Genomic DNA, 12,373 nt, shown 5'->3' with positions numbered 1-12,373 from the left:
CGGGTGCAGGGGATCAGGCAACGGACATGATGCGGTACAGGAACAGAAGGTCCATCCACCGTCCGTATTTCGTGCCACATTCCGGCAGCAGGCCACCATGCTGGAAGCCAAAGCGTTCATGCAGCTTGCGTGATGCGATGTTGGTGGAGGTGATGCCCGCGATCATGACATGTACCTCCGCCGCCTTCGCGCGGTCGCACAGGGCCTGTAGCAGCGCGCTGCCAATGCCACGGCGCTTGTAGGCCGGAGCGATGTACAGCGAATGTTCGACCGTGTGCCTGTAGCCGGAAAAGGGCCGGAATGTTTTCCAGCTGCTGTATCCCGCCACATGGCCATCGGGTGTTTCGGCCACCAGCACGGGAAACCCGCTGGCCTGGCTGGAATGCAGCCAGTCCAGCCGGGCGGCGATGGTGGTTTCGTGGGTTTCCCACATGGATGTGCTGTTGCGGATGGCGTGATTGACGATTTCGACAATGGCGGGAATATCCGCATCCGTTGCATCACGGATCAGCAGGGGGGGCGTGTCAGCCATTGGGTTTGCGCAGGATAAGCGTGCCCCAGTCGCCTTCACGCAGGTGGCGTTCCAGAATAAGCCCGTGGCGGCGATGGGCGGCCAGCACCATGCGTACCTGCGTGTTCAGCAGTCCCGCAAGGATGGCGGTGCCACCGGGCAGCAGGTTGCGCGCAAGGTCCGCCGCCATGCTGCACAGCGGGCGGGCAAGGATATTGGCGAAGACAAGGTCATAGGGGGCATGGTGGCGGATGGCGGGCGTGGCCCAGCCATTGCCAAGGTGGCAGTCCACCAGATTGGACAGCCCGTTCATGGCCGCGTTGCGCCGGGTCACGCGCACGGACCACGGGTCGATGTCGGTCGCAAGCACGCGTTTGTGCAGCAGGGCTGCCGCGGCCATGGCCAGGATGCCCGATCCGCAGCCAAGGTCGAGGATACGCTGCGGCCTGCGACAGGCGACCATTTCCAGCGCGCGCAGGCAGCCACGGGTCGAGCCGTGTTCCCCCGATCCGAAGGCGACGCCCGCATCCAGCGTGATGGTGATGCGCTGGGGGCTGGTGGTGCGTTCAAGGTGCGTGCCACGGATCGCGAAGCGCTTGCCAGCAAGCTGCTCGGGAAAGGATTCGTACGTGCGGGCCAGCCAGCCTTCGGATTCCGTGTGGCTGCGTTCCAGTTCCGCATCGACGCCGCTGGTCAGCGCCGCAAGGATCAGGGCGGCGCGCAGTTCGTCTTCCCCGCTGCCGGTATCCTTGACGCCTTCCACGCGCCACAGGGTCTGGCTGTCATCGACTTCAAAGATACCGATGGTGGCGCAGACGGTGGACAGGGCGGATTCGTATGCTTCGACCGCGTCCGGCGGGACGGAGACCGATATGGTTTCCAGTTCTGTGGCGTGACGCCGGGGGGAAAGGCTCATCTATACCTGCTCAACAAATGTATCGATCACCCGCTTGGGGCCTGCTTTTTCAAACGCGACTTCCAGCCGGTTTCCCTCGACCGAGGTAATCGTGCCGTAGCCGAATTTCTGGTGGAATACACGCGCGCCCACCTTCATGGCCGACGTGGCGTTGGTGGACGGGGTTACGTCATGCACGCGGCGCGACGCCACCAGCGGGAAGGGCGTGCTGCCAAACACGGCCGGACGGCCCAGGAAGCTGCGCCTGCTGTTGGATGTATCGCCGCGTATCTCGACATGTTCCCCCGGCAGTTCCTCGACAAAGCGGCTGGGAATGGCGGACTGCCAGTTGCCATATATGCGGCGGTTGGCGGCGTGGCTGATAATCGCCAGTCTGCGCGCGCGCGTAATGCCGACATAGGCAAGGCGGCGCTCCTCCTCCAGTCCTTTCAGGCCGCCTTCATCCAGCGTGCGCTGGGACGGGAAGACGCCTTCTTCCCACCCCGGCAGGAATACGGTGTCGAATTCCAGCCCCTTGGCGCCATGCAGCGTCATGATGCTCATGCTGTCCTCGCCCGACCTGTCTTCGGTGTCCATGACAAGGGCGACATGTTCAAGGAACCCGCTGAGGTTTTCATAATCCGCCAGCGAGCGCACCAGTTCCTTCAGGTTTTCCAGCCGTCCGGGGGCATCGGGGGATTTGTCGGCCTTCCACATGTCGATATACCCGCTGTCTTCCAGCAGGTAATCAATGGCGACGACATGCCCCTCGCGCCCCAGCATGTCCCGCGTGGTGGCCAGCGTGCGCATGAGGGTGGCAAGCTGTTCCTTCGCCCGGCCTTTGATGTCGCCCGCCCCCAGCATTTCCAGTACGGCCGCGGTCAGCGGGATCTGGCGTTCGCGGGCGTGCATGTGCATTTTCTGCAGGCCCGTGGTGCCCACGCCCCGGCGCGGCACGTTGATGATGCGTTCGAACGCAAGGTCATCGGACGGCTGGTTGACCACGCGCATGTAGGCGATGGCGTCGCGGATTTCGGCGCGTTCGTAAAAGCGCAGGCCGCCCACCACGCGATAGGGCAGGCCAAGGGTGATCAGCCGTTCCTCGAACGCGCGGGTCTGGAAGCCAGCGCGGACAAGGATGGCGATTTCCGCCATCGGGTGGCCATCGGCGCGCAGGCGTTCGATCTCGCTGCCGACCATGCGGGCTTCGTCATCCGAATCCTGCACGGAAATGACGCGGACCTTCTCGCCTTCCGCATCCTCGCGGCCGGGGTGAAGCGTCTTGCCCAGACGTTCCTCGTTATGGGCGATCAGGCCCGACGCCGCGCCAAGGATCTGCCGGGTGGAGCGGTAGTTGCGTTCCAGCCGCACGACCTTCGCCCCGGGGAAATCGCGTTCGAAGCGCAGGATGTTTTCCACTTCCGCCCCGCGCCATGAATAGATCGACTGGTCATCATCCCCCACGCAGCAGATGTTCGATGGCTGGCCGTCGCGGTGCGCCAGCAGCCGCAGCCACAGGTACTGGATGGTGTTGGTGTCCTGATATTCGTCCACCAGAATATACCGGAAGAAACGGTGATACTGCGCCAGCACATCGGGGTGCCTGCGCAGGATTTCCGTCATGTGCAGCATGAGGTCGCCAAAGTCGCAGGCGTTTATCTGCCGCAGGCGCTGCTGGTAATCGGTATAGATTTCGGCGCACCGGCCATTGGCGAAATCCGTATCCTCCGCCGCCGTGATGGCGTCGGGCACCAGCCCGCGGTCCTTCCATCGCTGGATCACGCCCATTATGGCCTGTGGCGGCCAGCGCTTGGTATCGATACGGTAGGGTTCGAGAATCTGTTTGAGCAGACGCAGCTGGTCATCGGTATCAAGGATGGTGAAGCTGCTGGTCAGCCCGACATATTCCGCATGGCGGCGCAGCATGCGCGCGCACAGGGCATGGAACGTGCCCAGCCACAGCCCTTCCGCCGGTTCACCTAGCAGGGCGCTGACGCGTTCGCGCATTTCGCGCGCGGCCTTGTTGGTGAAGGTTACGGCAAGGATCTGGTTGGGGCGCGCCCGGCCCGACAGCAGGATATGCGCGAACCGCGTTGTCAGCACCCGCGTCTTGCCCGTGCCCGCGCCGGCAAGGACCAGAAGCGGACCATCGGTGGTCTCGATCGCGGCCCGCTGTTCGGGATTGAGGCGGTTCAGGTAATCCGGCGCGCGGCCGGTTGGGATAAGGCTGTCCATCACGGTATCTTCTATAGCAACCCCGGCGCGGGGGAACCAATGCTATCAGTCGTGGCCAGGGGGAAATGCGGTGGGAAGCAGGGACGGCATGAAAACGGGTACGGGACCGGGCGGCCACAGGGCGCGCATGCGCAGGCGCATCCGCACGGCGGGCGCGCATTCGCTGGCGGATTATGAACTGCTGGAAGTACTTCTGTTCGCGGCAGTGCCCCGGCGCGATACCAAGCCGAAGGCCAAGGCGCTGCTGGCCAGATTTGGCAGTCTGGAGGCTGTGCTGGATGCTACGCCCGCCGCATTGCGCGCGGCGGGGCTGGGGCCGCGTGGGGTGGCGGTGCTGGGGTGTCCCGCGCGCGTCGCGTGGCGTCTGGCCCATCCCGACCTGCGTGCGCAGGTAATGTTCACGGATATGGCGGCGGTGCTGGAATACTGTGACCGGCTGCCGGTGCATGACGCGGACGGATGGCGGGTGTTCTACCTGGATTCCGTGCGGCATGTGCTGGCCGATGAGGTGACGGCCACCGGCCAGCCTGCCGACATGTGCCGTGCAGTGCTGGCGCGGGCGCTGGAACTGCATGCCGTCTCCCTCGTCGCGGTCAGGGACATGGGCCGGCAGACCCCGCCGAAAGGCGGCAGTCCCGCGGAGCTGCGTTTCGGCCGCATGCTGCATACCCATGCCCGCCTGCTGGGCCTGACCCTGCATGACTGCGTGGTACGCGGCGGTGGGACCAGCACCAGCCTGCGGGCCATGATCGTGGCCTAGAGCAATTTCACTGAACTCCGGCTCAGTGAAATTTCTCTAACTTATTGTTTATATAGCATATTCACCAGTTCGAATGTGTCCATTCAAACCGGATCTGCTCTAGGCAGCCGGTCAGGCGTGGGGATGGGCTTCGGCTGCGGCAAACTGCTGACGGATGGCGTCCAGCAGTTCGGACGGCTGGCTGACCAGCGCGTCCGCGCCTGCCTGCGTCAGTTCCTCCCGCGTGCCATATCCCCATAGCACGCCCAGGGCACGGACGTGGTTGGCATGGGCGCCGCTTATGTCAAAACGCCGGTCGCCGATCATCAGCGCGTCTTCGCGGCGGATGTCATGTTCGCGCAGCACGGCGGCGATCAGTTCGGGCTTTTCGGCGCCGCTGTCATCGGCGCGCGCGCCGGACAGGCCATCAAAATACTGCACGAGGTTGCGCAGGTGCAGGATCTTGCGTGCAAGGTGGCGTGGCTTGGATGTCGCGACAAACAGCCGCACTCCTTCCGCCGACAGGGTTTCGATCACGTTGCGCATGTGATCGAAGACCGGGCTTTTGTGCATGCCTTCCGATTCGTAGTGCTTGCGGTAAAGCGCCATCGCCTCATGCACCCGGTCATCGCCATAATGGGCGAGGATATGGGCGATCAGTTCCTCCAGCGGTGGCCCGACCACCCATGTCAGGTCAACCGACATGTCCGGTTCATGCCCGAGGTCACGCAGTACGGCATAAATGGATTCTACAATACCATCGCGGGACCGCACGATGGTTCCGTCCAGGTCAAAAAGTACGGTATGGTTCTTGTGAAGCAGCATGCAGGTTCATAACCTCCTTGTCCTGAACACATCATGCATCATTCCGGGCGGCCTTGTCCTGAAATTGTTGGGAAATCCCCGTTTTGTCCGAACACAGGCAGTACGCGCCGGTCACGTTACCCCTTGGGGGCGGCATAAGCCGGGCGGATGACCATGCCTTCGTGCAGAATCTGATCCGCACGCTGGATACCACCCACCCCGCGCCGGACCGGCTGGCTGCCAGCTTTCTGGCGCATTTCGGTTCGGCGGGTATGGCGCTGTCAGCGCATGTGGGGGGACTGGATGAAGTGGCGGGACGGGAAACCGCGCTGCCGCCGCTGCTTGCGGTGGTGCGGGAGGCGGCGCTGCGCCTGTACCGCGCCCGCGTGCGCCGCACGGACGTGCTGGCGGGGCGTGGGGGGCTGGAGGCTTACCTGCAGGCCTGCATGGGCCATGAAGTGATCGAGCAGTTCCGGGTGCTGTTCCTTGATGAAGGCTTCCACCTGCTGGCCGATGAACTGATGGGCACCGGCACGGTCAACCATTCGCCGGTGTACCCGCGTGAGATCATGCGCCGCGCCCTGGCGCTTGGGGCACGGCTGCTGGTGCTGGCGCATAACCACCCTGCGGGCCAGCCGGAGCCGTCGCCCGCCGATATCGAAATGACGCTGCGCATCGCCCAGATCGGGCGGATCATGCAGGTCACGGTCCATGACCATATCATCGTGGGCAATGGCCGCACCCACAGCTTCCGCGAGGCGGGGCTGCTGATCTAGCTATGCGGCGTTCACCGGGCGCGCCAGCGGGCCAAGAGCCGCCTCCACCCCGAATTCCCCCGGCAGCGCGCCCTTGGGGAACAGGACGTTCACATGTCCCATCTTGCGCCCCGGGCGGGCTTCCGCCTTGCCATAATGATGGGCCAGCAGGCCGGACGTCGCCATGATTTCAGGCCATAGGGCCATGTCATCGGGGCCGATCAGGTTTTTCATGACGGCGTCGCTGTGGCGGCTGGCCGGGGGCAGGGGCAGGCCGGTTACGGCGCGCACATGCATTTCAAACTGGTCCACGGGGCAGGCATCCATGGTCCAGTGTCCCGAATTATGGGGCCGGGGCGCGATTTCATTCACGCGCAGGCTGCCATCACGGTCCACGAACATTTCAACCCCCAGCAGGCCAACCAGATCCAGCGCAGTGGCAATGCGGCGTGCAAGATCGCGCGCCTGCGCCGCAAGGTCGGGCGCGATTCGGGCCGGGGCCAGACTGATGTCCAGAATACCGTCGCGATGGCGGTTTTCGGTTACGTCAAAGGTCACGATGTCGCCGTGCGCGTTGCGGGCCACCATCACGCTGACCTCACAGGCAAAGCGCACCATGCCTTCAGCTACCAGCGGATGGGGGCGCAGGCTGTCGAATGCGGCGTCCAGACCATCCGCATCATGGATTCGGGCCTGTCCCTTGCCATCATAGCCAAGGCGCGTGGTCTTGAGGATGAAGGGGTAGCCCAGTGCCTGCGCTGCCCTGTCCAGATCGGCGCGGTCGTGCACCCCCCGCCACGGGGCCACCGGAATATCGTTTTCCGCCATGAAGGTCTTTTCCGCGATCCGGTCCTGGCTGATCCGCAGGATATGGCCTGCGGGGTGGACCGGGCGGATGCTGGACAGCAGGTCCAGCCCGTCGGCGCTGATATTCTCGAATTCAAAGGTGATGACATCCACCGCATCGGCAAAGCGGCGCAGGGCGTCATGATCATCATACCGGCCAAGGGTGATGGCATCGGCCACCTGCGCGGCCGGGCCATCGTTTTCCGTTGTCAGGATATGGGCATGATAGCCAAGGCGGGCGGCGGCAATGGCCGACATGCGGCCAAGCTGCCCGCCCCCGACAATGCCAAGGACCGAACCGGGGGGAAGCTGTGTCATCGCACAGGTTCCTGCGCCACGGCGGCAGTCTGTTTCGCCCGCCATGCCGCCAGACGTTCCCCCAGGGGGGCATCCGACAGGGCAAGGATGGACGCCGCCAGAAGGGCTGCGTTGGTTGCCCCCGCCTTGCCAATGGCCAGCGTGCCCACGGGAATGCCGCCGGGCATCTGCACGATGGACAGCAGGCTGTCCATGCCCTTCAGCGCATGGGATTCGACCGGAACGCCAAGTACCGGCAGCGCCGTCCATGCGGCGCACATGCCCGGCAGGTGGGCCGCCCCTCCCGCGCCGGCGATAATGACCGACAGGCCACGTCCCTGTGCTGATTTCGCATACTCCGCCAGCCGGTCGGGCGTGCGGTGGGCGGACACGATGCGCACCTCATGCGCAATGTCCAGCGCGTCCAGCACGACGGTGGCGTGGCGCATGGTTTCCCAGTCGGACTGGCTGCCCATGATCAGCCCCACGCGCGGGGATTTCGTGCCGGAGGACGGAAGGGGGGGGTGGCTCACGATTGAAATACTCTTGTCTGGGTATCAGGCGATACTGTCGGGGATCATGCGGCTTTCCAGCCATGTGATCTCGTCTTTCAGCAGCAGCTTGCGCTTTTTCAGCCGCTGTAGCTGCAACTGGTCCGTTACCTGCAGGGCCATGCGGCTTATGACCGTATCAAGGTCACGGTGTTCGCTGCGCAGTTCGTGCAGCTTGCGAAGAAGGGTGTCCCGGTCTGTCAGCATGGCGGCTCATCTTTTAGGTGGACATGTCGTATCCTAAGCATATCCGCGGCAAAAGGCGAAATGCCCGGCATGCCCCCCGGGGGCTGCAATTTTAGCATGGAAATTGCCGCACGGTCTGGTCTAGCCTGATCGGGTTGTAGCAAAGACGCTGGAGGGTTCCATGTCGTACGAAGCACGTATCAACAGCCTCAAAACCCGTCATGCGCGGCTTGATGCCCGCATTTTCGATGAAGACCGCAGGCCCATGCCCGATGAGGGCGCCCTGCGTCGGCTCAAGCTTGAGAAACTTCGTGTGAAGGAGGAAATCGAGCGTCTGGCCCGGCTGGGCTGACAGCATCCCTGCCGCCCGGTGGGCCGGGCGGCAGGGGGCGGGTCACATTCCGTGTTCGCTGTCGTCGTCCAGTTCCAGCGGCGGCGGCACGGCCTGGCCTTCGCGCGCCAGGCGCTCGTTGGCGGCGGCCACCATGGCGTTCAGGTCCGTCTGGCTGCACAGGCCCAGCGTCACCGGGTCGCGCGGCTTGATGTTGGCGCTGTTCCAGTGCTGCTTGGTGCGCACCTTTTCAATGGTGTCCTTGGTCGTGCCCAGCAGCTTGCTGGTCTGCTGTTCCGACAGCTGCGGGAAATTACGCAGGATGAAGGCAATCGCGTCCGGCCGGTCGTTACGCTTGGCGACCGGGGTATAGCGCGCGCCCTTGGACCGGCGGTTGATCGGGTTGGCTGGCGGCAGGATCTTGAGCCGGGATTCCGGGTCCTTTTCGCAGCGGTCGATTTCCGCCTGGGTCAGCTGGTGGTTGGCAATCGGGTCATAGCCCACGATTCCCTGTGCAACTTCCCCATCGGCAATGGCCTGTACTTCCAGGGGGTGCATTCCACAGAATTCGGCAATCTGGGTAAAGGTCAGCGCCGTCTTTTCAATAAGCCACACGGCGGTTGCCTTGGGCATTAAGGGCAGGGCAGTCATTCTCAGGTCCTACAGCGTGTGGCGCCACACGCAGGCACCTGAAATGGTGTTTGAAACAGCCCCCTGACAAAGTGGGGACCGTGCGTACCTGCTGGCGCGCCAGAAACAGAAAACACTCGTGGAAGTGATATGACGGTTGCGGACCGCAAAGGTCAAGACTTCAATCCACCCGCCCGGGATGTTTCGCATCAATAAAAACAGGGGCAGGCCAACGGCCCGCCCCTGCGGTAAAATATGGTGAAGGTGGAATGTTACGCTGCCTGCCGCGTGGGCTGCGGGGCAGGTGTCGCGTCGGTCCGGGCTGCGATCTGCCCATCCATTTCACTGGTTGCGGGGGCAGGCGCGTCGCCTGACGCTTCATTGTCTGCCATGGCCTGCCCCGATGAAATGGGAATACGGCGCGGCTTGAGCGCCTCAGGCATGATCTGGCGTACGGCGATGCGAAGCAGTCCGTTGGTCAGGTCGGCCTTTTCCACCACCACATGGTCCGCCAGCACGAAGCGGCGTTCAAAGGCCCGCGTGGCGATGCCGCGATACAGCATTTCCCGCCCCTGCGCACTGTCGCTGACGCGCCCTGACACGATCAGGGTATTGTCCTGCACCGTCAGTTCAATATCATCGGGACCGAAGCCCGCGACCGCCATTGTCAGGGCATACTGGGCGTCCGACAGTTTTTCGATATTGTAGGGGGGATAGGACGGGCTGACCGGGTTCTGTGCCGCCGTATCGACAAGCTGGGCCAGACGGTCGAATCCTATGGCGCTGCGAAACAGCGGCGCGAAATCATAAGCCATGTTTGAAACCTCCATGAAGCAAGGTCTGTCGTCTTGCGGCCCCTCGGCTGAGCGGACCGCGATTTTCGGGTGATGCGCATGGACCCGCGTGGGCGTCCGGCGCACTCCAGACATGGGAATGCCCGGCCCCCTGTTCAAGGGACCGGGCATTTCCATAAACGTCAGACCTGTTCGGGAGGGCGGGGTGATCAGCCCTTCTTGCGCTGGCCCAGCGCGCCGAACTTCTTGTTGAACTTGGCGACCTGGCCCCCGGTGTCCATCATGCGCTGCACGCCGGTCCATGCCGGGTGGGACTTCGGGTCGATGTCGAGACGAAGCGTGTCACCAGCCTTGCCGTAGCAGGAGCGGGTCGTGTACTCGGTGCCATCGGTCATGATGACATTGATTTCGTGATAGTCGGGGTGGATGCCGGATTTCATTTCAAACACTTTCGCGCTGGGCCCACCGATGCCGACCGGGGGCGTTGTATCGGCAGGCGTATAGACGACAAGCACCGGCAAGATCAACACCCGATGGCAAGAAAAGCCGGTTCCCCGGGTTTGCCGGCGTAGTGTTACCCGCTTGCATCATATGGCGCGGAATGAAAAAGCCATGTGACAATATATGGTCGTCATGATGTCGGGATGTTGCTAGAGCTATGGCATCTTCTATCAAATAAAGGATTGGCATCCATGGCGAAACTGCCGGATCACGTGCCCGAACTGCACGTCAAGGATCTTCATGTACCCGGTTGGCTGGGGGAATTCCGCGCATTCCTGATGCGTGGCAATGTGGTTGACCTGGCGGTCGGTGTGATCGTTGGCGCTGCGTTTACCGCCATTGTGAACAGCCTCGTGAAGGACGTGTTCACGCCGGTGCTGGGCCTGCTGATCGGTGGTATCGACTTTACCAACCTGTTCATCACCCTGCGCGGTCCGCATATGGCGACACTGGCCGACGCGCAGAAGGCCGGGGCGGTCACGATCAATATCGGCCTGTTCCTGAACGCCGTGATCCAGTTCATCATCATCGGTTTCGTGATTTTCTGGGTTGTGAAGGCCATCAATCGCCTGACGGTGAAGAAAGAGGCCGAAAAGCCCACGACCCCGCCCGCACCGCCGCGCAACGAAGTGCTGCTGCAGGACATCCTCGATGTGCTGAAGGCGGAAGCGGCCCAGAAGCCGGCGGCACCCGCGCCCAAGGCCTGATCCACACATATCAGGTTGCGGCACGGCAGGACGGGCACCCGATCGGGTGCCCGTTTTTTTTGCGTACCCATGACCGCCCTTGTGTGGGGGGACGGGACTGCCCAATATCCCCCGGTATGGTGAAGGGCTGGCTTATGATTGATATTACACGACATGTGCGCCGGGGGCTGCTGGCCCTGTCCGTGGCGGCCGGGCTGGCGGGGTGCCACAGCGCCCCACGGCAGGACATGTCGCACCTGTCGGCCCCGGCACAGGATTACCTGCTGATCACATCCTATTTCATGGCCGAAGGGGGCATGGTCAGCCGCCTGCAGGATGGCGGCCTGTCGGGCCAGCAGGTGTATGACATGGCGACCGCACTCAAATACGGCAAGAGCATGCTGCTCGCCGCCCTGACCAAACCCTCGGGCAGGGCGCGCCGTGATGGCCAGCGCGCGGTGGAGCTGATGGTCGCGTGCACCAACCAGCCCGATCCCTCCACCTTCCCCGGCGGGGCGTCGGCCCGTTGCCTGCCGGCTGGTTTTGTGGGGGCAGATGCAAAAAAGGGGCAGGCCCAGCCGCAATCGGCCATGCCCGCCCCCGGCAGGTAAGGTCGTCCCCGCTCCCCACGCATTCCGGTGCGTGGGCGGGGACGCCTGGTTATGTGCGCGTGGGCGGTCGCGCGTCGCGCCGCAGGCGCCTTTCCCCCATCAGCAGCAGCAGTGGTGCCGCGATGAAGATGGAGGATGACGTGCCCACCACGATCCCGAACAGCATCACCCACGCGAACCCCGACAGGCTGGCGCCGCCAAACAGCGCCAGCGGCAGGGCGGCAAGGAACACGGTCGAGGACGTGCCCAGTGTGCGGCTGAGTGTTTCGTTGATTGACAGGTCAATCAGTTCCGCCAGCGGCATGGTGCGGTATTTGCGCAGGTTTTCACGCACGCGGTCATAGACCACCACCTTGTCATTGGTGGAATAGCCAAGGATGGTCAGGATGGCGGCCACCATGACCAGATCGAATTCGAAATGCGTGATGACCAGGAAGCCGATGGCCTTGGTCAGGTCCAGGATCAGCGTCACCACCGCGCTGACCGCGAACTCCCATTCAAAGCGGAACCAGATATAGGCCAGGATCATCAGCAGGCTGATGCCAAGGGCCAGCATGCCGTTACGGAACAGTTCTTTTGAAACCGAAGCGCCCACCGCATCCGCACGCAGCACCTGCGCGCCGGGCAGGGTGCCGATGGCATGGCGTACGGAATCGACCATGGCCTGCGTGCGCGCTTCATGGTCGGGTTCGCTGTCAGGTGGCGTATCAAGGCGGATCAGCACGTCATCCGGCCCGCCAAAGGACTGCACGCCCGCAGCGGAGACATGCTGGGCTGCAAGTGCTGCGCGGATGGCGTTGAAATCCGCCGGTCCCTGCGTGCGGGCTTCCACCACGATGCCGCCACGGAAATCCAGCCCCAGCGTCAGGCCGGGGTGGAAGAACAGGATCAGCGAGGCAATGGACAGCACCGCCGATGTGGCGAGGCCGATAAAGCGGCCGCGCATGAAGTTGATTTTCGTGCCACGCGGCACGAACCGGAGAAGGGGACGATCAAACATC

General features: G+C 63.4%; 16 protein-coding genes. 5 read left to right on the top strand and 11 right to left on the bottom strand.

Features of this window, described 5'->3' with window-relative positions; genetic code table 11:
* Positions 1 to 13: 13 nt before the first annotated feature.
* From B7449_RS01590 to B7449_RS01580, 3 genes are read right to left on the bottom strand one after another with little or no spacing between them, the layout of a single operon-like run.
* The gene (locus tag B7449_RS01590; RefSeq protein WP_010514360.1) at positions 14 to 532 is read right to left on the bottom strand and encodes a GNAT family N-acetyltransferase; all 519 of its coding nucleotides are present in this window, start codon (positions 530 to 532) and stop codon (positions 14 to 16) included.
* Complete coding sequence (locus B7449_RS01585; protein ID WP_039732831.1) at positions 525 to 1,427, bottom strand: 50S ribosomal protein L11 methyltransferase; 903 nt, start codon at positions 1,425 to 1,427, stop codon at positions 525 to 527. Before B7449_RS01585 ends, B7449_RS01590 begins: the two co-directional genes overlap by 8 nt.
* Positions 1,428 to 3,641, bottom strand: coding sequence for an ATP-dependent helicase (locus B7449_RS01580; protein WP_048883147.1), 2,214 nt, complete (start codon positions 3,639 to 3,641; stop codon positions 1,428 to 1,430).
* Between the two features lie 88 nt (positions 3,642 to 3,729).
* Here B7449_RS01580 and B7449_RS01575 point away from each other — a divergent pair, with 88 nt between their 5' ends.
* Positions 3,730 to 4,401: a JAB domain-containing protein gene (locus tag B7449_RS01575; protein WP_071406643.1), complete on the top strand. Its 672-nt coding sequence runs from the start codon at positions 3,730 to 3,732 to the stop codon at positions 4,399 to 4,401.
* A 111-nt stretch (positions 4,402 to 4,512) separates the two neighbouring features.
* Here the strand turns inward: B7449_RS01575 and B7449_RS01570 are convergent, their stop codons facing one another.
* Positions 4,513 to 5,205 carry an HAD hydrolase-like protein gene (locus tag B7449_RS01570; protein ID WP_039733215.1) on the bottom strand — a complete coding sequence of 231 codons (693 nt, stop codon included), beginning with the start codon at positions 5,203 to 5,205 and terminating at the stop codon, positions 4,513 to 4,515.
* An 83-nt stretch (positions 5,206 to 5,288) separates the two neighbouring features.
* Between B7449_RS01570 and B7449_RS01565 the strand changes: the two genes are divergently transcribed.
* Positions 5,289 to 5,960: a JAB domain-containing protein gene (locus tag B7449_RS01565; protein WP_039733216.1), complete on the top strand. Its 672-nt coding sequence runs from the start codon at positions 5,289 to 5,291 to the stop codon at positions 5,958 to 5,960.
* On the opposite strand, the gene B7449_RS01560 is transcribed toward B7449_RS01565, so the two are convergent.
* Genes B7449_RS01560 through B7449_RS01550 form a run of 3 tightly spaced genes read right to left on the bottom strand, consistent with a single transcriptional unit; the run spans position 5,961 to position 7,840 of the window.
* Positions 5,961 to 7,103: a 5-(carboxyamino)imidazole ribonucleotide synthase gene (locus B7449_RS01560; protein WP_039733217.1), complete on the bottom strand. Its 1,143-nt coding sequence runs from the start codon at positions 7,101 to 7,103 to the stop codon at positions 5,961 to 5,963.
* Entirely contained in the window at positions 7,100 to 7,615 is a 516-nt protein-coding gene (gene purE, locus B7449_RS01555) for a 5-(carboxyamino)imidazole ribonucleotide mutase (RefSeq protein ID WP_039733218.1), read from the bottom strand. Before purE ends, B7449_RS01560 begins: the two co-directional genes overlap by 4 nt.
* Before the next feature lie 24 nt (positions 7,616 to 7,639).
* Positions 7,640 to 7,840: a DUF465 domain-containing protein gene (locus B7449_RS01550; protein ID WP_010514370.1), complete on the bottom strand. Its 201-nt coding sequence runs from the start codon at positions 7,838 to 7,840 to the stop codon at positions 7,640 to 7,642.
* 160 nt (positions 7,841 to 8,000) lie between these two features.
* Here B7449_RS01550 and B7449_RS01545 point away from each other — a divergent pair, with 160 nt between their 5' ends.
* Positions 8,001 to 8,171: a YdcH family protein gene (locus B7449_RS01545; protein ID WP_010507586.1), complete on the top strand. Its 171-nt coding sequence runs from the start codon at positions 8,001 to 8,003 to the stop codon at positions 8,169 to 8,171.
* A 42-nt stretch (positions 8,172 to 8,213) separates the two neighbouring features.
* On the opposite strand, the gene B7449_RS01540 is transcribed toward B7449_RS01545, so the two are convergent.
* From B7449_RS01540 to rpmE, 3 genes are all read right to left on the bottom strand, one after another.
* Positions 8,214 to 8,801, bottom strand: coding sequence for a DUF1013 domain-containing protein (locus B7449_RS01540; RefSeq protein WP_048883146.1), 588 nt, complete (start codon positions 8,799 to 8,801; stop codon positions 8,214 to 8,216).
* A gap of 251 nt (positions 8,802 to 9,052) precedes the next feature.
* Entirely contained in the window at positions 9,053 to 9,595 is a 543-nt protein-coding gene (locus B7449_RS01535) for an Hsp20 family protein (RefSeq protein ID WP_039733220.1), read from the bottom strand.
* 188 nt (positions 9,596 to 9,783) lie between these two features.
* A complete protein-coding gene (rpmE, locus tag B7449_RS01530) occupies positions 9,784 to 10,014 on the bottom strand; it encodes a 50S ribosomal protein L31 (protein WP_010507580.1) in 231 nt (76 codons plus the stop codon).
* 252 nt (positions 10,015 to 10,266) lie between these two features.
* On the opposite strand from rpmE, the gene mscL reads away from it, so the two are divergent.
* Positions 10,267 to 10,782, top strand: a complete 516-nt coding sequence (gene mscL, locus B7449_RS01525; protein ID WP_039733222.1) for a large conductance mechanosensitive channel protein MscL — start codon at positions 10,267 to 10,269, stop codon at positions 10,780 to 10,782.
* A gap of 134 nt (positions 10,783 to 10,916) precedes the next feature.
* Complete coding sequence (locus B7449_RS01520; RefSeq protein WP_039733226.1) at positions 10,917 to 11,372, top strand: hypothetical protein; 456 nt, start codon at positions 10,917 to 10,919, stop codon at positions 11,370 to 11,372.
* 49 nt (positions 11,373 to 11,421) lie between these two features.
* Here B7449_RS01520 and secF read toward each other — a convergent pair whose 3' ends face one another.
* Entirely contained in the window at positions 11,422 to 12,372 is a 951-nt protein-coding gene (secF, locus tag B7449_RS01515) for a protein translocase subunit SecF (RefSeq protein ID WP_039733227.1), read from the bottom strand.
* Position 12,373: the final 1 nt, after the last annotated feature.

This window comes from Komagataeibacter intermedius TF2, assembly GCF_000964425.1.
GTDB classification, from domain to species: domain Bacteria; phylum Pseudomonadota; class Alphaproteobacteria; order Acetobacterales; family Acetobacteraceae; genus Komagataeibacter; species Komagataeibacter intermedius.
This window is presented reverse-complemented; position numbering and strand designations above follow the sequence as displayed.

Bases quoted from the DNA above. Each gene is read 5' to 3' on its own strand.
- B7449_RS01590 (WP_010514360.1), bottom strand. From the start codon at position 532: ATGGCTGACACGCCCCCCCTGCTGATCCGTGATGCAACGGATGCGGAT.
- B7449_RS01585 (WP_039732831.1), bottom strand. From the start codon at position 1,427: ATGAGCCTTTCCCCCCGGCGTCACGCCACAGAACTGGAAACCATATCG.
- B7449_RS01580 (WP_048883147.1), bottom strand. From the start codon at position 3,641: ATGGACAGCCTTATCCCAACCGGCCGCGCGCCGGATTACCTGAACCGC.
- B7449_RS01575 (WP_071406643.1), top strand. From the start codon at position 3,730: ATGAAAACGGGTACGGGACCGGGCGGCCACAGGGCGCGCATGCGCAGG.
- B7449_RS01570 (WP_039733215.1), bottom strand. From the start codon at position 5,205: ATGCTGCTTCACAAGAACCATACCGTACTTTTTGACCTGGACGGAACC.
- B7449_RS01560 (WP_039733217.1), bottom strand. From the start codon at position 7,103: ATGACACAGCTTCCCCCCGGTTCGGTCCTTGGCATTGTCGGGGGCGGG.
- B7449_RS01550 (WP_010514370.1), bottom strand. From the start codon at position 7,840: ATGCTGACAGACCGGGACACCCTTCTTCGCAAGCTGCACGAACTGCGC.
- B7449_RS01545 (WP_010507586.1), top strand. From the start codon at position 8,001: ATGTCGTACGAAGCACGTATCAACAGCCTCAAAACCCGTCATGCGCGG.
- B7449_RS01540 (WP_048883146.1), bottom strand. From the start codon at position 8,801: ATGACTGCCCTGCCCTTAATGCCCAAGGCAACCGCCGTGTGGCTTATT.
- B7449_RS01535 (WP_039733220.1), bottom strand. From the start codon at position 9,595: ATGGCTTATGATTTCGCGCCGCTGTTTCGCAGCGCCATAGGATTCGAC.
- rpmE (WP_010507580.1), bottom strand. From the start codon at position 10,014: ATGAAATCCGGCATCCACCCCGACTATCACGAAATCAATGTCATCATG.
- mscL (WP_039733222.1), top strand. From the start codon at position 10,267: ATGGCGAAACTGCCGGATCACGTGCCCGAACTGCACGTCAAGGATCTT.
- B7449_RS01520 (WP_039733226.1), top strand. From the start codon at position 10,917: ATGATTGATATTACACGACATGTGCGCCGGGGGCTGCTGGCCCTGTCC.
- secF (WP_039733227.1), bottom strand. From the start codon at position 12,372: ATGTTTGATCGTCCCCTTCTCCGGTTCGTGCCGCGTGGCACGAAAATC.